This window comes from uncultured Cohaesibacter sp. (genome assembly GCF_963556055.3).
Lineage (GTDB): Bacteria > Pseudomonadota > Alphaproteobacteria > Rhizobiales > Cohaesibacteraceae > Cohaesibacter.
The window spans coordinates 24,897-51,356 of record NZ_CAUVYE020000020.1; the positions used below are offsets into that span (position 1 = coordinate 24,897).

Annotated in this window: 24 protein-coding genes; 7 read left to right on the forward strand and 17 right to left on the reverse strand. The window is 53.9% G+C overall.

Translation table 11 applies throughout. From position 1 onward, the window contains the following. Positions 1 to 16: 16 nt before the first annotated feature. The 11 genes from ACHZB8_RS14085 to rpsF all read right to left on the reverse strand — a co-directional run bounded on the left by ACHZB8_RS14085 (position 17) and on the right by rpsF (position 10,764). Complete coding sequence (locus ACHZB8_RS14085) at positions 17 to 766, reverse strand: SDR family NAD(P)-dependent oxidoreductase (RefSeq protein ID WP_316861246.1); 750 nt, start codon at positions 764 to 766, stop codon at positions 17 to 19. A 24-nt stretch (positions 767 to 790) separates the two neighbouring features. Beyond that, positions 791 to 2,236 carry an amidophosphoribosyltransferase gene (gene purF, locus ACHZB8_RS14090; protein WP_316861247.1) on the reverse strand — a complete coding sequence of 482 codons (1,446 nt, stop codon included), beginning with the start codon at positions 2,234 to 2,236 and terminating at the stop codon, positions 791 to 793. A gap of 472 nt (positions 2,237 to 2,708) precedes the next feature. After that, positions 2,709 to 3,248 (reverse strand): CvpA family protein, encoded by a 540-nt coding sequence (locus ACHZB8_RS14095; protein WP_316861249.1) that lies wholly within the window; start codon positions 3,246 to 3,248, stop codon positions 2,709 to 2,711. 119 nt (positions 3,249 to 3,367) lie between these two features. Further along, positions 3,368 to 4,774 (reverse strand): DNA repair protein RadA, encoded by a 1,407-nt coding sequence (radA, locus tag ACHZB8_RS14100; protein WP_316861251.1) that lies wholly within the window; start codon positions 4,772 to 4,774, stop codon positions 3,368 to 3,370. Between the two features lie 45 nt (positions 4,775 to 4,819). After that, a complete protein-coding gene (alr, locus tag ACHZB8_RS14105; RefSeq protein ID WP_316861253.1) occupies positions 4,820 to 5,992 on the reverse strand; it encodes an alanine racemase in 1,173 nt (390 codons plus the stop codon). A 452-nt stretch (positions 5,993 to 6,444) separates the two neighbouring features. After that, a complete protein-coding gene (locus ACHZB8_RS14110; RefSeq protein WP_316861254.1) occupies positions 6,445 to 7,932 on the reverse strand; it encodes a replicative DNA helicase in 1,488 nt (495 codons plus the stop codon). An 8-nt stretch (positions 7,933 to 7,940) separates the two neighbouring features. Further along, complete coding sequence (locus tag ACHZB8_RS14115; protein WP_316861297.1) at positions 7,941 to 8,282, reverse strand: hypothetical protein; 342 nt, start codon at positions 8,280 to 8,282, stop codon at positions 7,941 to 7,943. After that, on the reverse strand, positions 8,212 to 8,850 hold the full coding sequence (rplI, locus tag ACHZB8_RS14120) for a 50S ribosomal protein L9 (RefSeq protein WP_316861290.1): 639 nt from the start codon (positions 8,848 to 8,850) through the stop codon (positions 8,212 to 8,214). Before rplI ends, ACHZB8_RS14115 begins: the two co-directional genes overlap by 71 nt. Positions 8,851 to 8,924: 74 nt before the next feature. Continuing rightward, on the reverse strand, positions 8,925 to 9,899 hold the full coding sequence (locus ACHZB8_RS14125; RefSeq protein WP_316861255.1) for a DUF2232 domain-containing protein: 975 nt from the start codon (positions 9,897 to 9,899) through the stop codon (positions 8,925 to 8,927). Positions 9,900 to 10,060: 161 nt separating this feature from the next. Further along, positions 10,061 to 10,294: a 30S ribosomal protein S18 gene (gene rpsR, locus ACHZB8_RS14130; RefSeq protein WP_316861257.1), complete on the reverse strand. Its 234-nt coding sequence runs from the start codon at positions 10,292 to 10,294 to the stop codon at positions 10,061 to 10,063. A gap of 14 nt (positions 10,295 to 10,308) precedes the next feature. Next, positions 10,309 to 10,764, reverse strand: coding sequence for a 30S ribosomal protein S6 (rpsF, locus tag ACHZB8_RS14135; protein WP_316861258.1), 456 nt, complete (start codon positions 10,762 to 10,764; stop codon positions 10,309 to 10,311). Positions 10,765 to 11,438: 674 nt separating this feature from the next. On the opposite strand from rpsF, the gene fabD reads away from it, so the two are divergent. The 7 genes from fabD to gmk all read left to right on the forward strand — a co-directional run bounded on the left by fabD (position 11,439) and on the right by gmk (position 18,946). Then, complete coding sequence (gene fabD, locus ACHZB8_RS14140) at positions 11,439 to 12,380, forward strand: ACP S-malonyltransferase (RefSeq protein ID WP_316861260.1); 942 nt, start codon at positions 11,439 to 11,441, stop codon at positions 12,378 to 12,380. Positions 12,381 to 12,539: 159 nt separating this feature from the next. Next, positions 12,540 to 13,280 carry a 3-oxoacyl-[acyl-carrier-protein] reductase gene (gene fabG / locus ACHZB8_RS14145; protein WP_316861262.1) on the forward strand — a complete coding sequence of 247 codons (741 nt, stop codon included), beginning with the start codon at positions 12,540 to 12,542 and terminating at the stop codon, positions 13,278 to 13,280. Between the two features lie 337 nt (positions 13,281 to 13,617). After that, entirely contained in the window at positions 13,618 to 13,854 is a 237-nt protein-coding gene (locus ACHZB8_RS14150; RefSeq protein ID WP_316861264.1) for an acyl carrier protein, read from the forward strand. Between the two features lie 254 nt (positions 13,855 to 14,108). After that, complete coding sequence (gene fabF, locus ACHZB8_RS14155; RefSeq protein WP_316861265.1) at positions 14,109 to 15,368, forward strand: beta-ketoacyl-ACP synthase II; 1,260 nt, start codon at positions 14,109 to 14,111, stop codon at positions 15,366 to 15,368. 295 nt (positions 15,369 to 15,663) lie between these two features. After that, entirely contained in the window at positions 15,664 to 17,091 is a 1,428-nt protein-coding gene (gene mltG, locus ACHZB8_RS14160) for an endolytic transglycosylase MltG (RefSeq protein WP_316861267.1), read from the forward strand. 315 nt (positions 17,092 to 17,406) lie between these two features. Then, positions 17,407 to 18,294 carry a YicC/YloC family endoribonuclease gene (locus tag ACHZB8_RS14165; RefSeq protein WP_316861268.1) on the forward strand — a complete coding sequence of 296 codons (888 nt, stop codon included), beginning with the start codon at positions 17,407 to 17,409 and terminating at the stop codon, positions 18,292 to 18,294. Continuing rightward, complete coding sequence (gene gmk, locus ACHZB8_RS14170) at positions 18,287 to 18,946, forward strand: guanylate kinase (RefSeq protein ID WP_394706202.1); 660 nt, start codon at positions 18,287 to 18,289, stop codon at positions 18,944 to 18,946. Before ACHZB8_RS14165 ends, gmk begins: the two co-directional genes overlap by 8 nt. A gap of 24 nt (positions 18,947 to 18,970) precedes the next feature. Here the strand turns inward: gmk and rsmA are convergent, their stop codons facing one another. The 6 genes from rsmA to ACHZB8_RS14200 all read right to left on the reverse strand — a co-directional run bounded on the left by rsmA (position 18,971) and on the right by ACHZB8_RS14200 (position 26,343). Continuing rightward, positions 18,971 to 19,825, reverse strand: a complete 855-nt coding sequence (rsmA, locus tag ACHZB8_RS14175; RefSeq protein WP_316861271.1) for a 16S rRNA (adenine(1518)-N(6)/adenine(1519)-N(6))-dimethyltransferase RsmA — start codon at positions 19,823 to 19,825, stop codon at positions 18,971 to 18,973. A gap of 85 nt (positions 19,826 to 19,910) precedes the next feature. Further along, positions 19,911 to 20,915 carry a 4-hydroxythreonine-4-phosphate dehydrogenase PdxA gene (gene pdxA, locus ACHZB8_RS14180; protein WP_316861273.1) on the reverse strand — a complete coding sequence of 335 codons (1,005 nt, stop codon included), beginning with the start codon at positions 20,913 to 20,915 and terminating at the stop codon, positions 19,911 to 19,913. Between the two features lie 133 nt (positions 20,916 to 21,048). Beyond that, positions 21,049 to 21,996 (reverse strand): peptidylprolyl isomerase, encoded by a 948-nt coding sequence (locus ACHZB8_RS14185; RefSeq protein ID WP_316861274.1) that lies wholly within the window; start codon positions 21,994 to 21,996, stop codon positions 21,049 to 21,051. Between the two features lie 144 nt (positions 21,997 to 22,140). After that, positions 22,141 to 24,474, reverse strand: a complete 2,334-nt coding sequence (locus tag ACHZB8_RS14190; protein ID WP_316861276.1) for an LPS-assembly protein LptD — start codon at positions 24,472 to 24,474, stop codon at positions 22,141 to 22,143. A 3-nt stretch (positions 24,475 to 24,477) separates the two neighbouring features. Next, complete coding sequence (gene lptG, locus ACHZB8_RS14195; RefSeq protein ID WP_316861277.1) at positions 24,478 to 25,569, reverse strand: LPS export ABC transporter permease LptG; 1,092 nt, start codon at positions 25,567 to 25,569, stop codon at positions 24,478 to 24,480. Positions 25,570 to 25,578: 9 nt separating this feature from the next. After that, positions 25,579 to 26,343: an LptF/LptG family permease gene (locus tag ACHZB8_RS14200; RefSeq protein WP_316861291.1), complete on the reverse strand. Its 765-nt coding sequence runs from the start codon at positions 26,341 to 26,343 to the stop codon at positions 25,579 to 25,581. Between the last annotated feature and the right edge of the window lie 117 nt (positions 26,344 to 26,460).

Sequence of the window (26,460 nt, forward strand, 5' to 3'; positions counted from 1 at the left end):
TGGCGCGTCTCGGCGCTCAGGAGACTGGACTGCCATAATCCTTCCAACTGAGCGAAGGGAAGTCGAACATGCGTCCATGCTCGGCGCATTGGGGCAGCAGGCAATCAACGATGTAAGGTGTCAATTCGCTCGGATGAGGCACAGTCATGGGGTCTTCTCCGAGATAGGCCTTGGCCCGCATGCCGGTTCGTGTCGGGCCGGGATTGAAGCAATTGACGCGGACGTTCGTTTTCTCGATTTCTCCGGCATAGGTGCGAACCATGGCTTCAAGGCCAGCTTTTGTAATGGAGTAGATCCCCCAGTAGGGCTTGCATTTATGCGGTGCACCGGAGGTCATGAAAAGGGCGCGGCCAGCTTCGGACTGCCTGAGCAATGGATCAAGTGATCGTATCAGGCGCCAATTTGCGGTGAGATTGACCGCCATGACCTTTTCCCAATCCTTCTCCGGATCGGCATGGGTGAGAGGGGTGATCGGGCCTAGCAGACCAGCATTGCCGAGCAGGATGTCGAGTTTGCCCCACCGTTCATAAATTGCAGCTCCAAGCCGGTCGATAGCGTCATAGTCAGACAGATCGAGCGGGACAAGGGTTGCAGTGCTGCCAAGTTCCTTGATGTTGTCATCCAGCTCTTCCAGAGCGCCAACGGTTTTGGCAACCGCGATGATATGAGCGCCTTCCCTGGCCAGAGCGAGGGACGCCTGCCAACCGATACCCCGTGATGCGCCGGTTACCACTGCAACGCGTCCGTCCAATCTCTTCTCTGTCATCGAATTGCCTTTCTTGGATCTTGCCTAGTCGAGCAGGAGACCGGGAGCTCTGTGGTTTTCCGAAGCTTCCTGATCTTTCAGCGGTGTTGGATAGTCGCCGGTAAAGCAATGGTCGGTAAATTGCGGTGCCTTGTTGTTTCGCTCTTTATAGCCACAAGCCCGATAGATGCCATCGATGGAGATGAAACCAAGAGAATCGGCTCCAATATATTTCCGCATGCCTTCAAGATCATACTGGGCGGCGAGAAGCTTGTCCCGGTCCGGCGTATCGATACCGTAATAATCGGAGTGAGTGATCGGCGGGCTGGCGAGAAGCATATGGACCTCTGTCGCACCTGCGTCGCGCATCATTTGAACGATTTTGGACGAGGTCGTCCCTCGCACCAGACTGTCATCAACCAGAACGATCCGTTTGCCCTCAACCTGCGATCTGTTGGCGGAGTGCTTCAAACGCACACCAAGCGCACGGATCTGCTGGGTTGGTTCGATGAAGGTGCGGCCAACATAATGGTTGCGAACAATGCCCATCTCGAATGGCTTGCCGATTTCCTGCGCGTAGCCAATGGCTGCGGGAACACCTGAATCGGGAACCGGGACGACGACATCGATATCAAGTGGCTTTTCCTTGGCAAGCTCTCGCCCCATGGTCTTGCGCACTTCATAAACGGATCTGCCAGCGATAAAGGAGTCAGGGCGTGAGAAATAGATATACTCGAAAATATCGAGACGCGCCGGTTGCTCGGGAAATGGGTGATAGCATTCAATGCCCTTTTCAGAGCAGACGACGACCTCGCCATTTTTTACTTCGCGCACAAACTCGGCACCGATCATGTCAAGCGCACAGGTTTCCGACGCCAATACGGGCGAACCGTTGAGGTCTCCCAGTACCAGGGGGCGAATTCCCAAAGGATCGCGTGCTCCGATCAGTTTTTTGCGTGTCAGCGCAATAAGGGCATAGCCGCCTTCCATTTGCCGAATGGCGTCTATGAAACGATCAATTATGTTGGACTCGCGGCTTTTGGAAATGAGCTGAAGGACCACTTCGGAGTCGGACGTCGACTGGAAGATTGCGCCGCGCTTGATGAGCGATTTTCGCAGAGTCATGGCATTGGTGAACTGGCCATTATGAGCGACGGCAATGCCGCCTCCTTCCAGTTCAGCAAATAGCGGCTGAATGTTGCGAAGAGCTGCTCCGCCAGCGGTAGAGTAGCGATTGTGGCCAATTGCGGTGTGGCCCGGCAGTCTGGCGACGGTGGCTGCGTCAGAGAAGTTATCACCAACCAGCCCAAACTTGCGCTCAAGGTGGAAATGCTGACCGTCATAGGTCGCAATCCCTGCTGCTTCCTGTCCCCGGTGCTGGAGCGCATGAAGGCCAAGCGCTGTCAGTGCCGAGGCGTCGTTGTAATTGTGAATTCCGAACACGCCACATTCTTCATGCAAGGTGTCTCCCTCGCATTGCCAATCATCCATTTCGCACTCCTGCGGCTTCAGTGCTTGAGCATCCGCGATTGAAAAGCTCTGCTCGGAGCGAGAGGGGGAATGAGACGAAGATTTGTGTCCCTTATCCGACATGGGCGTGAGATCCTTTCAATTGGAACGCTTGCTGTTCCAAGACTTTGTTTAGGCCGCTACAGGCTATGTGGACAAGTTGGCCTGGTAGCAATAGCTCTGTTTTAGCTGCGAGCTGCCGCAAAACTGTGGTGTTCTGATGTCTAGAACATTTCCGGCTCGGATGAGCGCAAATGTGACGCAATGACCCTAGAATGCAGAATGGCGGGTTCATCCCCGCCAATCTCATGCGATGCAATTCCTAGCATAATGAAGCCCTGCCGTCATCTATGCTTTGGTTGTCGTGACCAGATTCGGTCGGTCTTGCCGGGCAAATCATGTGCTGGCAAGATCGTGTTTTCACCGCAGGCAGTCGGTTTTGTCGAGGCCCGGCTCAAGCGTTGTCATCAGATCCTTCGCGGCGCTGTTTGAGCTTTTCCATCAATTGTTCTTCCGGATCTTCAGGCAGCAAATTGATGAGGCGGTCTCCCACCGAGTTGAGCAGCGGTTTGGCCTTGGCCTGGGCGATCCAGTCTGGCTGCTTGTCGGTCGGGACAAACCAGTTGAAGAAGATCATGGCAACCGCCATCAAGACGGCCCCACGGGCGGCCCCGAACACAAACCCCAATGTCCTGTCGAGCGCACCAATGCTGCTGTCGAGTACGAAGTCTGAAATCTGGATGGTTATGAAGGACACAACGATCAGAGTGATCAGGAAGATGCCGAGTGCCGTTGCACCTTGAGCGACAATCGGCTGTGGGAGGTAGGCCTTGACGAGTGGGAGGACCCTGTCGAAGAGATAAATGGTGGCAAAAGCTGCTGCAAGCCAGGCTCCGATCGATAGGACTTCGCGCACAAAGCCACGAATCATGGCCAGAAAGGCGGAAATCAGCAAGACGATTATAAAAATCCCGTCAAGGAGTGTGATGGGCATCGTTAAGTCATCCTGTGTTTGGCCGAGCGGTGGCAGATTGCGATTTGTGCCTCGGCTAGTTGTTCAGTCATTCTATAGGACCAAGAAAGGGGCAAGAGCAAGGCTTTTTGGGTATCTTATCAAGGCTCATTTGTCTCTTTTGTCATGATTTCCGACCCTGTTGCAATCTGGGCAACCAAATCGGTCAGTGCGGGTAGGCTGGTGAGCATCAGATCCGAAGACTTGATCGTCTTTCTTGAGGCTTCGGGAAGTGTCGCGCTGGCAAAGCCCAGCTTCGCTGCTTCCTTCAGTCTTGCAGGGGCGTGGGCAACCGGCCTGATGGCACCGGAAAGGCTGATTTCGCCGAAATAGACGCTGTCTGAGGGGAGGGAAATGCCTGCCAGAGAGGAGACAAGAGCTGCCGCAACCGCAAGGTCTGCTGCCGGTTCGGAGATCTTCAGGCCGCCTGCGACATTGAGATAGACATCGTGACCGGAAAGACGAACTCCGCAATGGGCATCCAGCACGGCAAGGATCATGGAAAGGCGGCTGGTGTCCCAGCCGACGACGGCGCGACGCGGCGTGCCCAGGGGCGACTGGGCGACAAGAGCCTGAATCTCGACCAACAAGGGGCGGGATCCTTCCATTCCGGCAAAGACAGCCGCTCCGGGCGTTGATGTGTTGCGCTCACCCAGGAACATTGCAGACGGGTTGTCAACCTGTGCCAGACCGCTTCCGGTCATTTCAAAAACGCCGATTTCATCGGTTGGGCCAAAACGGTTCTTGATCGCGCGCAGAATGCGGAACTGGTGTCCTGCATCGCCTTCGAAATGCAGAACTCCGTCGACCATGTGCTCTACCACGCGTGGGCCGGCGATCTGACCGTCCTTGGTGACATGGCCAACAAGAATGACGGCGGCTCCGGTCTGCTTGGCATAGCGGATCATGGCCTGTGCAGACGCGCGGACCTGGGTCACGGTGCCCGGTGCACTGTCGGCGCTTTCGGTCCATAGGGTCTGAACCGAATCAATGACAACCATTTCCGGTGGTCCATCGGCGGCCAAGGTCGCAAGGATGTCTTCAACGCTTGTTTCGGCCGCGAGTTTGACCGTCGCTTTTGATAGCCCGAGACGGGCGGCACGCATACGAACCTGATCAATTGCTTCCTCGCCGGAAATATAAACGACCCGGTGGCCATGATGGGTAAGGGCGGCAGAGGCCTGAATGAGGAGAGTTGACTTGCCTATGCCCGGATCTCCACCAAGCAGCAGGACAGACCCCTTGACAAACCCGCCGCCGGTGACCCGGTCCAGTTCCTTTACTCCGGTCGTAATGCGCGGTGCCGGCTTTTCCTCGCCCGAGAGCGGAACCAGCTCGACAATCCGTCCCGACTTGCCTCGGACCGTCTTGGGAGAACCGCCAATCCCGGCGCTTTCGGCTTCCTCAAGGATGGAGTTCCATTCACCGCAGGAATCGCAACGGCCTTGCCAACGATTGGTGACAGCGCCACAAGCCTGGCAAACAAAGGTCGATTTCTGGCGTGCCATCGGCAAAGCTTCCCATTTCGAGAATCGTGTCTGATTCTGTTGTCTCTATTGATACCGGCGCAGTGCGCGTAAGCCAAGGCTCGTCAACAGTTCATAACTGATGGTGTTTGCGGCTTTGGCGACGTCATCAATTGCAATCTTGGAACCGAACAGTTCAGCCCAGTCTCCTCTTTGCGCCTTGTCCTCCGGGATGTCCGTGACATCGACAATGATCAGGTCCATGGTTATGCGGCCGATCACCGGCGCATTGTGGCCGTTGATCGAGACGATTGCCCCGGCACGGGTGTCGTTGCTGCTGCCTGTACGAAGAAAGCCATCTGCATAGCCAACGCAAAGAATGGCGAGACGGCTTTGTCTTTTTGTGGTTTGCGTCGCGCCATAGCTGACCGGCTGCCCCTCGGCCACGTCGCGTGTTGCCAGAATGCGGCTTTGGAGCGTGGCGACGACCTGCATCGGGCTCGGTTTGCCATCGACCACGGCTCCGCCATAAAGAGCGATACCGGGACGGCAGAGATCAAAATGATAGTCAGGACCGAGAAACACCCCTGAGGAATTGGCCAGAGATGCGTTTACTCCGGGGAAGAGGGAGCGGATATCACTGAAGCGTTTGAGTTGGTCACGATTCTGCGAATGGTCAGGCTCGTCGGCGCAGGCAAGGTGGCTGATAATCAGGCTCAGGTCGAAGGAAGGCGGAGTTTCCTTCCATCTTTTCGATAGCTCGACAGCGTCCTGATGGCTCAGGCCAAGGCGATTCATCCCGGTGTCAAAATGAATGGCGCAGGAGAGCGGTTTGACATTTTTTGCACAAAAGGCCTGCCAGATTTCCAGTTCCGCCAAACAGCCAAGTACCGGGCGTAAGTTATAATCGCGATAGTAGGTCATGCAGTCATCGCTGTCGTCACCAACCAGGCCATTCAGGACATAAATGACCGCTTCGGGCAGTCGCTTTCTGGCTTTTGCACCTTCTTGCGGATGGGCCACAAAAAACGTGCGACATCCTGCCTGCCAGAAGCAGTCAGCGGCGGCTTCCAGTCCTGTTCCATAGGCATCGGCCTTGATAACTGCGGCGCATTCGGCGGAGCCGGTTCTTTCTGCCATCTGGCGGTAATTGTCGGCCAAAGCCGTGAGGTCTATCGTCAGAAGACTGCCGGCGGTATGGCTGTCGGACGGCGCGAAATGAGTGATGTGGGATGGGGTGGGCATCGGGCGGTCGTTCATGACGGATCGATTCTTCAGGTTCGGGTTTGCCGTTGAATAGCTTCAGGGATCTGGGCTCGGTCAGGCAAACAAAAGAAACAGCGAGTTTGATTTGATCAGTAGCAACGGGACCTAAAGGGCCTCGCAGGGGATATGGCTGACCAGCCTTCTGCCCTCTGGGCCAGCTTACCGGTCTTGCGCGATAGCAAGATAATGGAGTTCGCTCACAAATCGCAAGGCAGGCCTGACAGCAAAAAGGACAGATCCAACGAGAAAACACCGAGTTCGGGGTCTATGCCGGTTTCAGCAAAGAGAATATGACAAAGCCAATGAAGACCATCGGTGCTGCGGACAAGGCGAGTAGGGTGTAGATGACTATGTTTGGCTCATGAATCTTGTACCCTGCCTTCGAGACTGAAGCGGCGTTTGGAAAAGGTCCGATGCTGCAATGGCTGGCGGGAGATGCCGAAGGCCTATTCGTAGGCTTCCGGAATATAATCGTCACGCGCCAGATCGGAGAAGCGTGTGAATTCGCCCTGAAAGGCGAGGGGGACGATGCCGGTGGGACCGTGACGCTGTTTTGCAATGATGACTTCGGCCTTGCCCATCGCGCGTTCCATCTCTGCTTGCCAGGCGAAATGCTCCTCGGTGCCTTCTTTGGGTTGAGCACGTTCGAGATAATATTCTTCACGATAGATGAACATCACCACGTCGGCGTCCTGCTCGATGGAGCCCGACTCGCGCAAGTCGGCAAGTTGAGGTCTTTTGTCGTCTCTGGCCTCAACCTGACGAGAGAGCTGGGAAAGAGCGATGATGGGAACATTGAGTTCCTTGGCCAGCGCCTTGAGGTTGGTCGTGATCTCGGTGATTTCCTGCACACGGCCTTGCGAGGCTTTCGACGCGGAACCGGATAGCAATTGCAGATAGTCGACAATCAGCAGATCAAGGCCTTTGAGGCGCTTCAGCCTGCGGGCTCGGGCTGCGAGCTGAGCAATTGAAATACCACCGGTGGGGTCGATATGCAGCGGCGTGATCTGCATTGCCTGTGCTGTTTGCGCGATGCGGGCGAACTCCTCCTGATCGACCTTGCCGCGGCGGATTTTTTCCGAGGAAACCATGGCCTGTTCGGCGATGACGCGGGTGGCGAGCTGTTCGGCGGACATTTCGAGCGAGAAGAAACCGACGACGCCACCATTGACGGTTTTCATTGTGCCATCGGGCTGCTCTTCGGCGCGGTAGGCGCTGGCAATGTTATAGGCGATGTTGGTGACGAGCGAGGTTTTGCCCATCGCGGGACGAGCGGCCAGAATAATCAAGTCCGAATGCTGAAGGCCGCCCATTTTCTGGTCAAGATCCCGAAGGCCTGTCGAAATACCGGAGAGCTGGCCGTCCCGCTTGTAGGCTGCTTCAGCCATTTCGATCGCTTCGGTTGCGGCCGAGGCAAAGCTTTGAAATCCGCCACTTTCACCACCCTTCTCAGCCAGTTCGAACAGGCGCTTTTCTGCATCTTCGATCTGGGTGCGGGGTGGATTGTCAATGGGAGCGTCATAGGCGACATTGACAAGATCCGTGCCGATTTCGATCAAATTGCGGCGGGTTGCCAGATCCATGATCAGCAATCCGAAATCCTCGGCATTGATGATTGAAGTTGCCTGTGAGGCGAGTCGCACCAGATAGAGGTCGACCGGCATATCGGCGATCATGTGATCGGCGGGGAAAAAAGTCTTGAGGGTGACAGGAGAGGCGACCTTGCCTTTTCTGATCAGGGCCGAGATTTTCTCGAAAATATCGCGCAAGTTCGGATCGAAAAAATGGTTGGGCTTCAGGAAGGCTTCAATGCGGTCGAAGGTCTGGTTGTTGACCAGAATGGCACCCAGTAACTGCTGCTCGACTTCCAGATTGTGCGGGGCCTGTCTGGACATGGTCATGTCGGCATCTTTGAGCTTGGCAGCAGTTTCCATTGCAATCCTCATGTGTCTTTCTGGGTTTTTAACCTAGCCACAGCAGAGACCACTTTTGAAGCGTCCATTTGGCAATTCACGGCAATTAACAGTGACATTTTTTTTTGCCTCTTTTTGCTGGACTCTTGACGACAATGCGCTGCGAAAAAAAGAATCGGAGAGCCATATTCCGACGCCTGAAACGGGCGAAAGTGATACGAAAAAGGCCCGACAATGGTCGGGCCTTCAGAGTGCTGTAGAAACATGGCAGCAGCTAGGCTGCCTGAAGGTTTCGCAAGACTATTCTGCTTTTTCTTCTTCTGCGGAAGGTTCAACAGCTTCAGCATCTGCGGCTGTTTCTGCTTCGCCATCGTCTTCGCTTTCGATTTCTTCGAGGAGCTCTTCATCGAGTTCGAGATCTTCTTCGAATTCGAATGCTTCATCGCGTTCGCCAACGGAGAGATCTTCGCCAGCAGCCTGACGTTCGGCTTCGTCCTGGGAACGAGCAACGTTTGCGGTGACGGTGAAATCCACTTCAGGATGCAGGATGATGGTGACAGTGTGCATGCCGATGGTTTTGATCGGGCGTTCTAGAGACACCTGGTTGCGGTTGATGGAAACGCCATCTGCGGTCAGGGCATCAGCAATGTCACGGGTGGAAACGGAACCGTAAAGCTGGCCGGTCTCGGAAGCAGCACGGATGACGACAACAGTTCTTGCACCAATGCTTTCTCTGAGAGCTTCGGCTTCATTGCGAGCTTCAAGGTTGCGTGCTTCAAGCTGAGCGCGTTCGGATTCGAAGCGTTTTTTGTTTTCTTCAGTTGCGCGAATGGCTTTGCCTTGCGGCAGAAGATAGTTGCGTGCATAACCGTTGCGAACATTGACGATTTCGCCCATCTGGCCGAGTTTTGCGACGCGTTCAAGCAGGATCAGTTCCATTTCAGTCTCCAGTTTGCCATCTTTTTCACGGTGATGGCTCATTTTGTGTTTCAAGGCGGGCGATAGGGCCCGGATTATGATTGTCCGTCCGAATTGTCAGGCAGCCTGTTCGGTTTTGCTGACATGCGCGCACGGATATTGAAGAGAACGTCTCCGGCACCCAGAATGACCAGAAGAACACCAATCCACTGCATGAAGAACAGGAGCAGATAGGCGGTCCAGAGGATGAAGGTGCGAGCCGGAGAGCTACGGGTCATAAAGTGTAGGACCGACAGGCCAACGAGCAGCAATGCTGCGCCAAGGCTTGACGTCAGGATTTGAGCGATTATTCCGGGTAGCCCGTCGAGCAGGAAAAAGGCGCCAAGGCTTACCGTGAAAAGAAATACAGCGGTGACAGGTACCCTGACCTGATGCAGATCCGGCCATGGGCGTGACAGATGTCCCGATTTCTGAGTGATCTTGCCAGCCAGATAGAGGTTCAGCACGGATGAATAGACAACCGTGATGGCCGATGCTGTCGGAGCTAGCCAACTGACAATGGTGACGACATCCTGCAAGGTGAGGCTGGCAGCTCCGGGCAAGGATCCCTGCTGGGCTTCATAAATCTGCTTCATCAAGGCGGCGATGGCGTCCTGATATTTTTCGAGGCTGAAGCCGAAGGGGATGAACATCGCTAGGCTGGTCAAGGCGGCAATGCCAACGATCCAGCCAAGAATGCGCTCTGTTGGATACCATTCCAGCGTCTCTGAGCCATCGTTCTGGCGACTTAGGGCTGCCAGACGTGCAAGCCACCATGGCGGGATGCAGTTCAGGATCAGGAATAGTAGACCGGCGATGGGGCCAAGAATGACGGCAAGTGTCACGCCTGCGCTGGCAACCGCAATAAGGCCTGTGAAACTGCCCCAGCCAAGGGACGCGATCATGAGGGGCAAAGGGGAGATAACGACAAGGATGATGCCAAGCCCGACCATCCCACCGGCATAACCGGACAGGTTGAGCAGCGCGGTACAAAGACCCGCAACAATGCCTATGATCAGATAATTGTTCATTCTCGTGGCTGTCCCGCTTGGCTCACCGAGCCGGTTGATGGCGGTTAGAGGCAGGTCGCATTGCCTGTCCCAACGTGTCGATACTGTATTGGTTTGTGCCCGGAAGGGGCAAAGGAGGACAGAAGTCCGTCCTCCTCTAGAAAGGTCTTGTCAATCAGCGATTAGCTGATGACGTATGGCAGCAGGCCAAGGAAACGGGCGCGTTTGATGGCACGAGCCAGCTCACGCTGTTTTTTGGCAGATACTGCTGTGATCCGGGATGGAACGATCTTGCCGCGCTCGGAAACATAGCGCTGCAAAAGGCGTACATCTTTGTAATCGATTTTCGGTGCATTCTCGCCGGAGAAAGGGCAAGTTTTGCGACGACGGAAAAAAGGACGACGTGCTCCAGACATGATACTTGCTCCTCTTATTCTGCTGCGTTGTCTTCAGAAGACTCGTTGCCATCGCGATCATCACGACGAGGACGACGGTCACCGCGCTGTGGGCGATCATTGCGGTCGCCACGATCACCGCGGCCACCGCCACGACGGTCATCACGGTCACGCTTCTGCATCATGGCAGACTGTTCTTCTTCGTGTTCTTCAACGCGAATGGTCATGAAACGCATCACATCTTCGTTGATGCGCATCTGGCGTTCCATTTCGTTGACCGCAGCAGACGGCGCATCGATGTTCATAAGAACATAGTGTGCCTTGCGGTTCTTGTTGATGCGATAAGCGATGGTTTTGAGACCCCAATATTCGACTTTGCCGACGGAGCCTTCATATTCGCTGATCAGGGTTTTATATTGCTCGATAAGTGCCTCAACCTGCTGCTGAGAGATATCCTGTCGAGCAAGGAAAACGTGCTCGTAAAGCGCCATTGTTCCTGCCTTGTCTGTTTGGTTGCGTTTTTCAACTTGACCGGCGCAAAGCCTCCCAAAGCCTCAAGACAAGGCTTTTACGAGAATTTTTTTGCTTTAAAGAGCGAGAACACCGAAAGTCGGAAAACTGCTTTTCCTACCATTGCCATATCCCGATTGGAGTGGAATTTGGCAATAGCCTTCCGTTCAGCCCTCGGCCTCGCCAAGCTGACTGGCCGTTTTATAGACGATTTTTCCCATTGTGCAAGTCAAATTTCCGGTGTTGGTGACAGGATGGCATGAAATGACATGTCCCTTTCATGATAAAATGCCTGTCGTCGGTGATTTCGTCTCACTGATTTTGCTTTATGGAGTTGAAAGTCTGGAACCATGTCGACGCTCGCCCATATTGGGGCTTCTACACTTTCATTGGCGATACTTCACAAGTTTGGCTGGTTTTTCTCGCCAATTTTCGCCAAGATCTTGACTCTTCGTTTTAAATCTTCAATAGCGAACGATGATTGTCATGGACCTGTCAAAAATGACTGGCCGTGACCGGTCCCGCAGCAAGCAGTGTTTCTTTGATGGGGATTTCGCTGGTGGGGTCATCCAGAACCGTCTGACAGGTAGGCGGGACGCGTTTGCAAGAGGTGCCCGGATTATACCGCACCCAGATAATATGAGGTGGAGACGTTATGAGTATTGCTTTCACATTTCCCGGTCAAGGCTCTCAGGCAGTCGGTATGGGCAAGGCCCTGGCGGATGAATTCGCGGTTGCTCGCGCTGTCTATGAAGAGGTCGATGAAGCCCTCGGCGAGAAACTGTCTGACATTATGTGGAATGGCCCTGAGGACGCTCTGACGCTCACGCGCAATGCACAACCCGCCCTGATGGCTGCGTCCATCGCTGCCTTGCGTGTGCTGGAAGAAAAAGGCCTGGTGTTGGCCGAGAAGGTCGCCTATGTCGCCGGACATTCGCTTGGTGAGTATTCCGCTCTTGCCGCATCCGGTGCGATCAGTCTTGCCGATACGGCTCGCCTGTTGCGTGTTCGTGGTGATGCCATGCAGAAAGCTGTTCCGGTGGGCGAAGGGGCGATGGCCGCCGTGCTGGGCCTCAGCTTCGATGATGTGCAGGCCGTCGCACAAGCGGCTTCAGAGGGTGACGTTTGTCAGGTTGCCAACGACAATGCTCCCGGACAGGTCGTGATTTCCGGTGCCAAGGACGCGATTGAACGTGCGATCCCGCTGGCCAAGGAAAAAGGCGCGAAGCGTGCTTTGCTGTTGCCTGTCAGTGCTCCTTTCCATTGTGCCTTGATGACGCCCGCAGCAGAAGCCATGGCCGAAGCGCTGGCGGCTGTGACCATCAACAAGCCTGCCGTACCTTTGGTGGCGAATGTTCTGGCCACACCAGTTGAGGATGGCGAAACCATCCGCAAGCATCTGGTCGAACAGGTGACCGGAATGGTGCGCTGGAATGAATCCGTTTCCTGGTTTGGGGACAACGGGATCGACTGTCTTTTCGAGATCGGGACCGGCAAGGTTCTGTCCGGACTTGCCAAGCGCATCGTCAAAGGAATCGCTACGGTAAATGTCGGTGAACCCGGCGATATCGAAGCGGCAATGGGAAAATTCGCGTAAATTATGGTTGCAATGCCCAAATTGGAGCGTATATCCAAGGTCGGGGATAGTCTGGCAGGGTCGAACAGCTTTCTTGACCCATAATAGCAAGGCACACAAATTGGGCATTGCCAATTTGCGATAGGTCAGATTGGTCTTGTGTCCCTGGAGGTAGATATAATGTTTGATTTGAGCGGAAAATGCGCTCTTGTGACTGGGGCAAGTGGTGGCATTGGTGAAGCCATTGCGACCGCATTGCACAAGCAGGGTGCTCAGCTCGTTTTGTCCGGAACCCGTGTCGAGGTGCTTGAAGCGGTCGCGGAAAAGCTTGGTGGAGAGCGGGTGTCCGTGATCCCTGCCAATCTTTCCGATGCAGACTCTATTGCAGCTCTGGCCAGCGGAGCCGAAGAGGCAATGGGGCGGCTTGACATTCTGATCAACAATGCTGGCATCACGCGAGATGGCCTTTTCATGCGCATGAAAGATGAAGACTGGGAACAAGTTCTCACAGTCAATCTGACGTCGGCCATGCGCTTGTCCCGTGCTGTTTTGCGCGGCATGATGAAACGTCGTTCCGGCCGGATCATCTCCATCTCGTCGATTGTCGGGGTTACGGGAAATCCGGGTCAGTGCAACTATGCTGCGGCAAAGGCAGGCATGATAGGCATGACCAAGTCACTGGCGCAGGAAGTGGCCAACCGGGGCATTACGGCCAACTGCATCGCACCGGGCTTCATCCGCACGGCGATGACAGAAAAGCTCAATGAAAAGCAGCAGGAGGCAATCAATGCTTCCATTCCGGCATCGCGGATGGGAACTCCCGATGAAATTGCTGCGGCTGCCGTTTATCTGGCCAGTGATGAAGCTTCCTATGTCACGGGGCAGACACTGCATGTCAATGGTGGCATGGCCATGATCTAGGATTAAAGCGAGTCTTTTGCATCGTGAATTATCAAAAGACTCCTTTATTTGCTTGGATAAGGCAGGATATCTAAGAAACAATTGCTTTTCTGACGCATTCCTGATCTTCTCAAGCGCAAGAAAGTATGTTACGAACCGCGCGAATTCCGGTGAATGCCATTTCAAATTGGCTGGATTTGGAAGCGGTTGGGACAGCCAGGTGCTCAATTTTTGATTCAGTTCCGGATCGAGCGGGCCGATTGGCAGTTTACAAAATCGGGAAAGAGATTTGTTCGGCAATTGGCCAAAACAAGCTGTTTTTCCAAACTTGATCGAACCTACATTTTGAGGAAAGAAAATGAGCGATATCGCTGAACGCGTAAAAAAAATCGTGATCGAACATCTCGGCGTAGACGCTGAAAAAGTGACCGATTCTGCAAGCTTCATCGACGATCTGGGCGCTGACAGTCTGGATACCGTTGAGCTGGTTATGGCCTTTGAAGAAGAATTTGGTACCGAGATCCCGGACGATGCTGCTGAAACCATTCAGACCGTTGGTGATGCAGTCTCCTTCCTGACCAAGGCTGCCAACTAATCTATTCGGCAGAAAGCCTCTTTCGAGAGGCGAATATGTATTTTGTGCCGGAAGGAGACATCTCCTTCCGGCATTTTTGTTTCTTGGGTCTGCATTTGCCCCGATTCCTGTTCAGGATGCCGCAGAAATGAATAACTGGCGAAAAAAGCTTACCAAAACTGGTGTTTCCGGGTAATAAATGTGAAATCAGTTTGCTTAGGCGCCCTGATGAGTGTGTGGACAGGCCGAAATAAAAGAAAATTGGAGACAAAAAGATGAGACGAGTGGTCGTTACCGGTATGGGGATGGTCAGCCCACTTGGTAGCAATGTTGAGACGACATGGTCCAATGTTCTGGCTGGAAAAAGTGGTGCAGTCAATCCGACAGGTTTCGAAATTGACGATCTGGCTTGCCAGGTGGCGTGCCAGTTGCAATTTGGCGACGGCTCTGGAGTAACCTTCAATCCGGACGCGGTGATGCCGGTCAAGGAACAGCGCAAGGTTGATCCCTTTATCGTCTATGCGATTGCTGCGGCAGATCAGGCTTTGGCTGATGCCGACTGGAAACCGGAAAGCTATGAGGATCAAATAACGAGCGGCGTTCTGATCGGATCCGGCATTGGCGGTCTGTTGGGTATCGAGAAAGCGGCCTACGACCTTAAAGAGAAGGGGCCACGCCGGATCAGTCCATTCTTCATTCCCGGACGGTTGATCAATTTGGCCTCAGGTTATGTCTCGATTCGCCATGGCCTCAAGGGTCCCAATCATGCGGTTGTCACGGCCTGTTCAACAGGTGCCCATGCGATTGGCGATGCCTCAAGACTCATTGCCCTTGGTGACGCGGATGTCATGGTAGCGGGTGGTACCGAGTCTCCGGTTGGTCGCCTCTCTCTTGCCGGGTTCGCTGCCTGTCGGGCGCTTTCGACCAAATACAATGATCAGCCGGAAAAAGCATCTCGCCCATATGACAAGGACCGCGACGGATTCGTCATGGGGGAAGGAGCCGGTGTTGTCGTGCTTGAAGAGTATGAGCATGCCAAGGCACGCGGTGCAAAGATTTACGCCGAAGTGGTTGGGTACGGCCTGTCAGGGGACGCCTATCATATCACTGCGCCCTCGGAAGATGGCGATGGTGCTTTCCGCTGCATGACGGCAGCGCTGAACAGAGCCGGGATCGAGCCGGGCGAAATCGACTATGTGAATGCGCATGGTACCTCGACGCCAGTTGGTGACGAGATCGAACTGCGCGCGATCGAGCGTCTTATGGGAGACGCCGCAGACGGTTTGACCATGTCATCTACCAAGTCGTCCGTCGGGCATTTGTTGGGCGCAGCCGGAGCCGTCGAGGCAATCTTTACAGCGCTTGCCATTCGAGATCAGATTGCTCCGCCGACGCTCAATCTGGACAATCCTTCCGTCGATACCAAGATTGATCTGGTTCCTCACAAACCGAAGAAAATGAACATCAAGATTGCCTTGTCGAACTCCTTCGGATTCGGTGGTACCAATGCCTCGCTGATCTTGCGTGCTGTATAGGACTGTGCCGTCCGGAAATGGTTTATTTTTCGCGGAAAACTTGAATATTTTCGACGCATTTCGAAGGATCTGAGTTAAAAGACAAAAAGGGAGACGGTTTGGGGCCGTCTCTTTTTTGCCATGAAGACTTCGTACAGCATCTCTCCTTGGCGAGGTGTCCCGTATGCTTGGCTTTCATTGAATGCTTGAGATGACTTGGGCCGGCTTTGCTGCGCTGATCTGTTTTCGCAAAGATGGGGGCAGACTGAAGAGACGGCCAAATTGAACATGTTGGAACATTTTACTTGAGGCGGACATGGTAGACGGTAAGAAGGACGAGAATGGGTCTCCAGAGGAGCAGGTGAAGCAGCCTGAGGGTCAAAGCGATCTGAAGGAGAGCGAGACTGTTGCCGATGACACCCATGCCTCGGAGCAAGAAAGCGTCCATCAGTCAAAGAGCAAGGCGGATGAAGCTGATATTGAGCAAAGCTCCAAGGTTCGGGATGACAAGGGGCAACGTGGTTCCGATGCGGAAGACCTGATAAGTGGCGAGGACAGCTCGCAGCAAAAATACTCAAATGCAGGCGAGTTGAAAGCACCCAGAAGTGCGCGTCAGGCAATCGAGCCCGATACGCCACCACCACCACCGGTCCGTTCAAAAGCCGTGCGCCATCCGGTTGTCGTCTTTCTGAATTTCATCATTACCGTTTTTCTGCTGGGCGTTCTGGCCGCCGGTGGTCTGCTTTATTATGGCAAGGAATCCTTCATAGAAGGGGGACCTCTTACGCAGGAGAGAACGATCCTTGTAAGCAGCGGGACGGGCCTGGCCACGATTGCCGATATTCTTGAGCGACAGAATGTGATCAGCAACAAGACCATCTTCGAGTATGGTGTGCGGATCTATCGTCAGGATGCGAAATTGAAAGCCGGTGAATATCTGTTCAGTCCGGGGATTTCCATGCTGCAAGTGATGAATATTCTCACCTCTGGCAAGTCCATTCTGCATTCCCTGACGGTGCCCGAAGGGTACACCTCGTTTCAGATCCATCAGTTGATCAATGAAAACGAGGTGCTTGTCGGTACACTTGATGTCGTCCCGGCAGAGGGAACTCTTTTGCCGGAGACCTATAAATTCTCCCGCGGTACGACCCGGCAGGAAATCGTTAAGCGCATGGGTGAGGCGAGCACGCGCGCGATCAATGAGATTTGGGCGCGACGTTCGCCCGATTTGCCGATCAAGACCAAGCAGGAACTTGTCACCCTTGCTTCCATCGTTGAGAAGGAAACCGGCAAGGCGTCTGAACGGACGCGCGTAGCTGGCGTCTTTATCAACCGCCTCAATCAGGGGATGAAGTTGCAGTCCGATCCGACCGTCATTTACGGTTTATTCGGTGGAGAAGGCAAACCCACGGGGCGGCCAATATTCCGTTCCGATCTGGACAAGAAGACCGACTATAACACCTATCACATTACTGCTCTGCCGCCGGGGCCGATCGCCAATCCCGGGCGTGCTGCGCTGGAGGCAGTTGCCAATCCGAGCCGGACGAAGGAGCTGTTCTTTGTAGCGGATGGAACGGGGGGGCATGTGTTCTCTGAAACCCTCAAGCAGCACAATGACAATGTGAAACGTTGGCGCGAGATCGAAAAACAACGCATCGAGGCTCTCAAACAGAAACAGAACGAAGCGCCTTCAAACGAGACAAATGGGGCACCTGCGGCTTCTGAAGAGGTTTCCGGCCAATAGGCGGGTCTCTGCTCATTTCTCTCATGGCCCATGCGCACGCCATCAAGTGGGTGCGCATGGGCTTTTTTGTATCTGATAGTCTCAGACTCGCTTTTTGATCTTGAAGCGCAGGAAAGCCGGTACCCTGAAGGTGAAACCTAGACATTTGCTCGTCATGCGAAGCCTAATGGCTTCTTGCGCTGCAAAACAGCTGGCATTCGATAGGACAATGGGTTTCGCCACTTGACAGTTTGGTTACCATTTTTGATGTTAGGCGCGAGTGCATCAGGGAACTGCAAGGATTCTTGCATGGGTGCCATTTGAAGGAATTTTACTATGACGCTTGTTAGCATGACCGGCTTTACCCGCACCGGGGGGCGCTCCAATACTTATCAATGGACATGGGAGATCAAGACGGTCAACGGCAAGGGGCTTGATTTGCGTTTGCGATTACCCTCTGGATTTGACGAGCTTGATCGCCCGGTCAGAGATATCCTGAGCAAGCATCTCTCACGGGGTTCCTGCTTCATAAATCTTTCCTTGCAGCATGAAAATTCGGGGCAAAATGTCAAGGTCAACGAGGCGGTTCTCGAAGCGGTTCTTGCAGCGATGACGTCGATTGAAAACCGGATTGATGCCAAGAAACCGGGACTTGATGGCATTCTTTCCATCAAGGGGGTTCTTGAGCAGGTCGAGGAAGAGGAAGATGAAGCGGTTCGGGCTGAGGTGATCAAGGCCTTGCTTGAGAGCTTCGCAGATGCTGTCTCTGATCTTGAATCGATGCGACGGGCCGAGGGCGATGCCCTTGCAAAAATTGTTTTGCAGCGGGTCGAAGAGATCGAGACCCTCACCAAAGAGGCCGAGGACTGTCCTGCGCGGTCTGTCGAGGCCATTCGAGCCAAATTGCACCAGCAGATAGACCGGATTATCGAAGCAGACAAGGGCTTTGACGAGGATCGGCTCTATCAGGAGGCAGTCTTGCTTGCTGGCAAGGCGGATATCCGCGAAGAGCTGGACAGGCTCTATGCCCATTGCGAGGCGGTGCGGGCGCTTCTGGCAGACAACCGTCCGGTTGGTCGCAAGCTTGATTTTCTGGCTCAGGAATTCAACCGCGAAGCCAATACGCTTTGTTCCAAATCCAACGACACGAGCCTTACCGCCATCGGGCTCAGTCTTAAAGCTTCCATCGAACAGCTGCGCGAGCAGATCCAGAATGTTGAGTGATACTGATATGTCCAATTCTTCCATCGTCCGGCGCGGCCTTATGCTGGTTCTCTCCTCTCCCTCAGGGGCTGGCAAGTCGACCATCTGTCGGCATTTGCTTGACCGGCAGAAAAATCTGCAACTCTCCATTTCCGCGACGACCCGCTCCAAACGGGCAAGTGAGATTGAAGGCGTGCATTATCATTTTCTCTCGGAGCGCCAGTTTCATGCGATGAGAGATCGGGGCGATTTGCTTGAATGGGCCGAGGTGCATTCAAACTTCTACGGCACACCACGAGATCCGGTCGAGGAAGCTTTGTCCGAGGGCCGGGACGTGCTGTTCGATATCGACTGGCAGGGAACCTTGCAGTTGAAAAAGGCCGCTCGCAAGGATGTTGTTTCGATATTTGTTCTGCCGCCGTCCATGGCAGAATTGCGCCAGCGCCTTGTTCGGCGGGCAGAAGATAGCGACGAAGTCATCGAGCGGCGTCTGAAAAATGCCAAGGTCGAGATCGGACACTGGGATGAATATGACTATGTGATCGTCAATGATGATCTGGAACGGGCCTTTGGTGCCGTCTCGGCGATTGTCGAAGCTGAGCGCCACAAGCGGGAAAGGCTGATCGGTGCACGTGGCTTCATTGAGGGAATGATCAACGAGGCCCAATCCTAGTCAATGGCGGTTTTCCGGCTCTGATCAGGCTTTGTTTCTAACCGTTTCAAGGGCATTGGCCATGGTGACAAATCCTTCGATTGGCACCGTTTCCGCTCGCTGTGTCGGCTCAAGACAGGCTTCTTCGATCAGGGCGAGATGATCCACATTCAAACTCTTGAGGCTTTGGCGCAACATCTTGCGCCTTTGCCCGAAGGCCGCAGCCGTCACCTGCTCAAGATATTTGAGTTTGCAGGGCAGGGGCTTTTCCTTCGGCGTCAGATGGACAATGGAGGACGTCACTTTGGGCGGTGGGCTGAAGCATTCCCTGGCCACATCAAACAGTTTCTCGGCATTGGTGCGCCAGCCTGCAATGACGCCAAGGCGCCCATAGGCCTTGTCCTCTTCGGTAGCCGTGATCCGCTCGGCAACTTCCTTCTGGAACATGAGGGTGAGGGACTCATAAAATGGCGGCCATGGGTCGATTTCGAGCCAATTGAGCAACAGCTGGGTGCCGACATTATAGGGAAGGTTGGCAACGATCCGGACCGGTCCCGTGGGGACAAGATCGGCCATTGGCACCTTGAGCGCATCCCCCTGGATGATATCCAGACGTGAGGGATAGTGATCGGCGATTTCCTCAAGAGCCCCCATCGCACGGGGATCCATTTCGATGGCAATGACCTTTTTTGCCCCTTCATGCAGAAGTGCTCGGGTCAGGCCACCCGGGCCGGGGCCAACCTCAATGATGGTATGGTTGGACAGGTCGCCAGCCGAGCGGGCAATGCGGCATGTGAGATTGAGATCGAGCAGGAAATTCTGACCCAGACTCTTTTTGGCGTTAAGGCCATGTCTTTCAATAACGTCCCGCAAGGGGGGGAGAGAATCTATCTGGGCCATGCCGGTCTTTGTCTTTTCTGCTAGGCGGTCACTGTATCGAGAGAATGGTGCAGGCCTTCTTGTGAGGACACAAGCCAAAAAGCTTTTATGGCTTCAATTGTCCAGCCAGTTTGAGCGCTGCGATCAGGCTGGAGGGGTTGGCGATGCCCTTGGACGCGATATCAAGCGCCGTTCCATGGTCGGGAGATGTGCGAATGAAGGGCAGCCCTAGCGTCACATTGACGGTTTCATCAAAGGCGATGGTCTTGACCGGGATCAGGGCCTGATCATGATACATGGCAAGCACCGCGTCATATCCCTTGCGGGCTCTGGGGTTGAAAAGCGTGTCGGCCGGGTGCGGTCCAGTAACCTCAAACCCTTCTTTTCTCAAGGTTTCAATAACCGGGGCAATGACCGTGAGGTCCTCGGATCCCATGCTGCCCGCTTCGCCCGCATGGGGGTTGAGGCCCGTGATGGCGAGGCGCGGATTGGCGATGCCAAAACGGCCTGCAAGATCGGCAAGGGTGATCCGCGCGGTTTCCTCCAGAAGTTCCGGTGTCAACGCCTCCGAAACCTTCTCAATCGGGATATGGCAGGTGACCGGAACAGTGCGCAATTCCGGACCTGCGAGCATCATGACCGGTTTTGCCTTTTTACCGGTTTTCCGTTCAACCAGCGCCCCGAGGAACTCCGTGTGACCGGGATACTCAAAGCCGAAATCATAAAGGTTCTTCTTCTGGATAGGGCATGTCACGACTGCTTTGACGTCGCCTGCCATGGCCGCTATCGTAGCCTTCTCTATCGCCTCGATGACCCCTGGAGCATCGGAGACCTGTAGGTGTCCCGGATGGTCTGTCATGGCGCAGTTCAGTGGCAGGACGGGCAAGGCGTCGGGGAAAATTCCCGTGACTTCACGCAAGTTGCAGGCCCTGACAGGAACCGAGAGCGAGAGACGTTTTGCACGTTCTGCAAGCAATTGTGGGTCGCCGAAAACCACGAAGGGCGGTAGGTTTTCATCATCTCTGGCAAGCCATGCCTTGAGTGCGAGTTCTGGTCCGATGCCCGCGGGCTCTCCGATTGACATGGCAAGGATATCAGTTTGAGAAGACATGGACGCATTCCTCAGGCTTGCGGCGCCGGAACTGGCACCGCTTCCCAGTGGGTGGGACAAGTGATGTTACCAATGTTGCGCAGTGGTCCCCATATGCCATGCGGCAGGGGAGTTTGCGAGAATAGGAACCAATCTAGCGCTTTTCGATGATTGCTCTGGCTTTCAGCTCAGACAGATACTGCCGGGCCAACCGTCTGGTCTGCTCGTCTTTCAGCTTGGTTGCAATCTCGTTTCGAAGGGTTTCCTGTTTTCCAAGATCCTTCTTGCCACAAATGGCAATCAGCTCATATCCGTCATCTACCGTGACTGGAGTGGTCAGCCCGTTGATAGGCGTTTCCCTCAGGCGCTTGGCCAATGCGGGGTGCAGATCGGTTGTCATTTTTCGACCGATATGTTCGACCACAACATCCTTCAGTCTGCGAGCGGAGGCCAAATCGCTTTCGCAGGATTTGAAGGCGGCCCGGAAGCGTTTGGCTTCTGACAGGCGTCTGTTCTTTTCCTGACTGGAGGCTTTGGCGCGGGCAATGAAAAGAACCCTTGTGATATCGAACTGGATTGCGTCGTCAGCCTTGTTCTTTTCGCTTTCGGACTCTTTGCTCAAGAGGCGATAGATGTCGGCTTCGTCAACCCGTGTCGTCGTGTTGAAACGCGCATTGACAAGGTTTTTCCATGAAAGCTGGACTCTGAGCCAGTCTTTGAGCGTTTCATCATTGATGCCGGCACGCTTGAAAATACCGAACATTTTGCTCTTGGTTAGTTTTGCGTTGCGGGCCATGTTCTCGAGGGCGTTGTCGATCTCCTGGTCCGACGCAGTCATGTTCCTTGCCCGGGCTTCGAAGAGTTTGATTTTCTCTTCGATGAGGCTGTTCAAGGTTGCGGTGGTTCCGGACCTTGATTTGCCACCAGACAAAAGACGTTCGAGGCGCTGACGTTGGGAGATGTCGAAATCGGTGATCACGGCCCCGTTCACAATCGCAGTAATGCGACTTGCGATGCCGCGTCCCGTACCAGCCAGTGACAGCAGGGCGAACGCGAAAATGGCGATAAGCAAAGAGAGCCTGTTTGATCGATGTTGCTTCATGACTAGTTCGTAACCACGTAGTAAAAGGTCTGACACATTGCCTGTTTGATATGACAAAACAGGGTCCGATGATCCATGTTAAACGGCATTTGCAGCAATTCTACAGGACAATACGCCCTTCCTAAGGCAACGCGATACTTATTTTCAGTCATCATTCTCGGCGGTGTAGCTGATCTGGCCTTCCGCGAGAGACTTGAAGTTGAATTGAAGCATGACCGTCTGGTCACTTGTTGTATCCGAATAGACATCGCGAGTTTGGGAATATTTCAAACTGACAGCAAAGCATTCGTCTTCGTATTTCAAGGCCAATGACCCCTTCACAAAGGCATCATTGCTCAGGTCATACTTGCTGGTGCCGGTGAGAGCCCAATAATCGGCGAATTTCACACGCGCAGTTGTGGAAATTTCGTGGCTGTCCTTGTCGACACCTGCTTCGGGACGTTTGGCGTTGTAGATATAGGCCAGCGATCCCGAATAACGGTCATAGGACCCGGACGCTGCAACTGCCGCATATTTGAGATCTGCGGTGTCGGGGTCAAACCGCCCACGGGCAAGAGCGTGAATATTCCTGTCGGTGCTGACACTGACACGTGCCACATAGTCGGAATGATCCTTGTCCAAACCACTGCCAAGGCCGGTGCTGGTCAGATCATCCTCGGCAAAGGAGTTCTTTCCTGCAAGATGATAGGAGCGCCCACCCAGTGCGCCCAACGACCAGCCATTTGCCAGCTGCATGCGATACTGGAAGCCGACATTGGCGCGGGTTCCACCCTCTACCCTGTCATATCCGGAGAATTTGTTTGGATCGAACAGGATGCTGTCATCAAAGATCAGGCTTTGGGCATCGTCATTGGGAAGGTCACCGATATGTGCTTCATTGGGGCGGACCACAACCTGGGCAATCGGTTCGATAATATGCGATGTGCTGCCCGTCGTCGCCAGAATTGGCAGGCGATAGTCGACACCGATGGTCGGCATTCCGCGGAAAGCTATGCTTTCATCAACCAGAGCTGCCGGAGCGCCGGAGCGGCTCGGCATCCAATAGAAATCACCCCGCAAAGATGAGAATGGCGTGATCAACTGACCACCTGGTGCGATGAATCTGCGTTTCCAGCTCGCTTCAACCGTGGTGCGGTTGTAGGTGCCTGCGACTCCCAAGGTTCTCGTCGTTCCAGCGACGGTTTTGTCGCTCAACTGATCTCGCGTCAAGGAGGTGGAATTGACTTGCAGCCGTCCTTCACCACCGAGCAGGGGTTTTGAAGAATAGGCATTATAGTCGATCGAGGGATGCACAACAGCCTGTTCACCCTGATCGAGGCTGTCGGTCATGATGTTGTAATAGCTGGCGCGGGCTTCGAAATAGTTGCGTTCGCCCTGTCCGATCAGATAGGCGGACGACCGTCTGTCTTTGTCGTTTGTGAAGTCATAATCGCGCAGGAAGAGCTTGTCTGAGAGAACGGCCACGTCCCAGCCAAATTTCCATTGGTTGGTGATGTTGAGTTCGCCTGCGCTTTCAACGGAGCCGCGGAGTGTTTCTTCGCTGCTGCTTGTTCCTTCGAAGGCGTCCTTGTCCTGCTGCGAAATACCCATCGCGCGGACGCTATAGGTTCCGATACCAAGATGCTGGCGCCATGTCGCGCTGGCAAGAAACCCCTGTTGGGAATAGTAAGTTGGCTCAAACGTTATGTCGTAGCTGTCGGATAGAGCCCAGAAATAGCGCGGCGTGCCATAGTAGCCCAGATTTTCCTTGTAGCCGCCTCGGGGCGCGAGAAGGCCGGAGCTGCGCTTGCGAGAGGGGTCGGGATGGGCAAGATAGGGCGTGTAAAGCAGGGGGACGCCCATGAATTCGAACTTGGCGGCCTTGTAATAGACCATCTTGTCTTTCGAATTGTAGATAATTCGAGACGCCTTGATCTGCCACAAGGGTGGCTTCTTGGGATTTGCCTCACAGGCATCGCAAGTGGTGTAAACGCCCTTGTCGAAGACCGTGATATCGTCACCCTTGCGTTCGGCCTTGTCGGCTGCAAAACGGGCATTTTCAGTGGTCTGTACACGCAGGGAACGCACAAAACCTGTCCGGAAATCCTCGGTGATATCAACGAAATTGGCAGTCAGAACATTGCCATCCGGCTCGGTGATGCACACATTGCCATCTGCGATCAGGCGACCAGATTTTTGATCATAGATCACCTTATCGGCTTGCAGGGTATAGTCGCCATAATAGATCTGGACATTGCCAATGGCCGATACCTTTTCATTGTCATAGTCGTAAACCATCTCATCGGCTTCGACCAGCATGGGGGTGTCATCGGCAGGCTTGAGAGAATTAAATGCAGCTTCAACGTCGCGGGCATCGGACGGAACAAGAGAAACGGGCGAAAACAGAAAGACCGATGCCATCAATGAGGCACACATCAGGCGCAGAGAGCCCGAACTCCGTGTGTTCTTCAAACATGCGATCTGGACGGTATGACGCATACTTTATCCGTCCTCCTGATATAATAAAATCGAAAATCCAATTAAGGATGCCACTATCGCCGGAAGCCAGGCAGACAAGATAGGGTTTACCAAACCTGTATTACCTAAGTCTTTAGCAAATTCTGTGACAACATAAAGCACGAAGCCGGCGATAATTCCACTAAGAATCATTTTTCCCACATTTCCGAAGCGGAAAATCTTCAAGGAAACAGTTGCGGCGATCAAAACCATTGCTGCCAGCAGCATGGGGCGGGCCAGAAGGGTTTGAAAACGCAAGCGATACTTGTTTGCCGGAAGACCGGCCCGTTTGGCCTGTTCTATGATGCCCGGGAGATCCCAGAACGGGACTGAATCCGGATTGGCCATTGTTTCATTGGCCTCTTCGGGGGTGAGATGTGTGCTCACCAAATAGGTGTTGTAATGGCGGGGCGGAGATTTGGCAGAACTGACCAGAACATCGTTCAAATGCCAATATCCTTCTTCCAGCTTGGCGGATCTTGCGTCAATCCGTTCGACGAATTTGCCATTGGCATCGTAGGAGAAAACGGTGACGCCGCCAAGTTGACGACCATTGTCGAAACTGGTTTTGGCCTTGAGGATTGAATCCCCATCCTTACCCTTTTGCTGTACCCAGCCCTGGCTGGTCTGTTGACCGCTGGAGGTAAAGTCGGATCCGAATATCTTTGCGTCCAGTTCCAGAGATTTCTCCTTGAGCAAAGACGCTGCCGGATTATAGACGGTCGAGGCCAGAATTCCCAAGGCAAGAGCGACGAACAGGGCGGGGCTGACAAATTGCCAGGCAGACATGCCCGAAGCCCTGACAATGACCAGTTCAAGCCGCCGGGACAGGTTTAGAAACGCGATGATTGATCCAAACAGCGCGGCGAAAGGCAAAATGCGCTCGTTCAACTCAGGTACGCGAAAAAGGGACATGAGAAACAGGCTCAGCAAGTCCGCATTTTCCTTGTCACTGCCACGTCGGAACAGTTCGACAAAGTCCACCAGAAGAATCAACAGGAATGTGCCCAGAAAGATCGTCAGGATCGTCCAGAAAAACCGTCTCGCAAAATAGCGGAATATGATGTTTGGCAGCATTTTGACACTCTAGACCGCTTTTGATCCGGATTTCCTGTTCTTGAAATTTGGCAAGATTTTCAAGATGTGGTCATTCATCAATTCCATTTTTCGTACAAGGTTGTCAATCAATGTAAGGCGTCGACCTGTGAATGCCAGATAGAAGCTGACCGCGATAGCCGAAATCGGAATGAGATACATGAAGGGGACACCGATCGGGCTGGTGAGTGCCAGACTGGTCATGCCGAAACCGATCAGCCTTATGCCTGCAACCAGAAGGACCACGATCAGGATCGAGTTGCCTCTGCGTTCGCGAGTCGTGCGGACCTGTGCCAGAAAGGCTGCGGTGATGGTGGCGAAGACGAGATTGTAAAGCGGATTTGAAAAACGGTCATGCAATTCGGAGCGGATGTTGCCTATGGATCTGGCATCGTTTTTCTGCGTCTCGCTCAAGCCCAGCAGGTCAACTGTGGATCGCTCTCTGGGTTTGTAATATTGAGGGCGGCTTTTGTCGACGCCGGTGAATTGCGACAGGTCGATGGCGTAGGAATCAAAATCGACGATATTTGTCGTCGCAAAGCTTGATACGGGATCATCAAGATCCTTTTTGGATTTGGCTCGCCGTTCCTGCTGCTGAATCGTGCCGCGTTCCATTTGCAGGAAAACGCCTTTCGACGTTTCGATGATCTGCGCATATTCGGACGAGTAGACAACATGTTTCTTCTGGATCGCGTTCGTCTGAGAGAAAAAGATTGCGCATTGATGCCATTGGGTTCCCGTTTTTGAATGTGGTATGTCATTCCCTTTTCAATTTCGGAGAAAACACCTTCCTTGACGACGTTGGCAACCAGATCGGCTCGGACCTGGGTGATGAAGACACGCAAGGACCCCATTGCTCTGGGGGCGGCCGTA

Bases quoted from the DNA above. Each gene is read 5' to 3' on its own strand.
- ACHZB8_RS14085 (WP_316861246.1), bottom strand. From the start codon at position 766: ATGACAGAGAAGAGATTGGACGGACGCGTTGCAGTGGTAACCGGCGCA.
- purF (WP_316861247.1), bottom strand. From the start codon at position 2,236: ATGGATGATTGGCAATGCGAGGGAGACACCTTGCATGAAGAATGTGGC.
- ACHZB8_RS14095 (WP_316861249.1), bottom strand. From the start codon at position 3,248: ATGCCCATCACACTCCTTGACGGGATTTTTATAATCGTCTTGCTGATT.
- radA (WP_316861251.1), bottom strand. From the start codon at position 4,774: ATGGCACGCCAGAAATCGACCTTTGTTTGCCAGGCTTGTGGCGCTGTC.
- alr (WP_316861253.1), bottom strand. From the start codon at position 5,992: ATGAACGACCGCCCGATGCCCACCCCATCCCACATCACTCATTTCGCG.
- ACHZB8_RS14110 (WP_316861254.1), bottom strand. From the start codon at position 7,932: ATGGAAACTGCTGCCAAGCTCAAAGATGCCGACATGACCATGTCCAGA.
- ACHZB8_RS14115 (WP_316861297.1), bottom strand. From the start codon at position 8,282: ATGGCGAAGCAGAAACAGCCGCAGATGCTGAAGCTGTTGAACCTTCCG.
- rplI (WP_316861290.1), bottom strand. From the start codon at position 8,850: ATGGAACTGATCCTGCTTGAACGCGTCGCAAAACTCGGCCAGATGGGC.
- ACHZB8_RS14125 (WP_316861255.1), bottom strand. From the start codon at position 9,899: ATGAACAATTATCTGATCATAGGCATTGTTGCGGGTCTTTGTACCGCG.
- rpsR (WP_316861257.1), bottom strand. From the start codon at position 10,294: ATGTCTGGAGCACGTCGTCCTTTTTTCCGTCGTCGCAAAACTTGCCCT.
- rpsF (WP_316861258.1), bottom strand. From the start codon at position 10,764: ATGGCGCTTTACGAGCACGTTTTCCTTGCTCGACAGGATATCTCTCAG.
- fabD (WP_316861260.1), top strand. From the start codon at position 11,439: ATGAGTATTGCTTTCACATTTCCCGGTCAAGGCTCTCAGGCAGTCGGT.
- fabG (WP_316861262.1), top strand. From the start codon at position 12,540: ATGTTTGATTTGAGCGGAAAATGCGCTCTTGTGACTGGGGCAAGTGGT.
- ACHZB8_RS14150 (WP_316861264.1), top strand. From the start codon at position 13,618: ATGAGCGATATCGCTGAACGCGTAAAAAAAATCGTGATCGAACATCTC.
- fabF (WP_316861265.1), top strand. From the start codon at position 14,109: ATGAGACGAGTGGTCGTTACCGGTATGGGGATGGTCAGCCCACTTGGT.
- mltG (WP_316861267.1), top strand. From the start codon at position 15,664: ATGGTAGACGGTAAGAAGGACGAGAATGGGTCTCCAGAGGAGCAGGTG.
- ACHZB8_RS14165 (WP_316861268.1), top strand. From the start codon at position 17,407: ATGACGCTTGTTAGCATGACCGGCTTTACCCGCACCGGGGGGCGCTCC.
- rsmA (WP_316861271.1), bottom strand. From the start codon at position 19,825: ATGGCCCAGATAGATTCTCTCCCCCCCTTGCGGGACGTTATTGAAAGA.
- pdxA (WP_316861273.1), bottom strand. From the start codon at position 20,915: ATGTCTTCTCAAACTGATATCCTTGCCATGTCAATCGGAGAGCCCGCG.
- ACHZB8_RS14185 (WP_316861274.1), bottom strand. From the start codon at position 21,996: ATGAAGCAACATCGATCAAACAGGCTCTCTTTGCTTATCGCCATTTTC.
- ACHZB8_RS14190 (WP_316861276.1), bottom strand. From the start codon at position 24,474: ATGCGTCATACCGTCCAGATCGCATGTTTGAAGAACACACGGAGTTCG.
- lptG (WP_316861277.1), bottom strand. From the start codon at position 25,569: ATGCTGCCAAACATCATATTCCGCTATTTTGCGAGACGGTTTTTCTGG.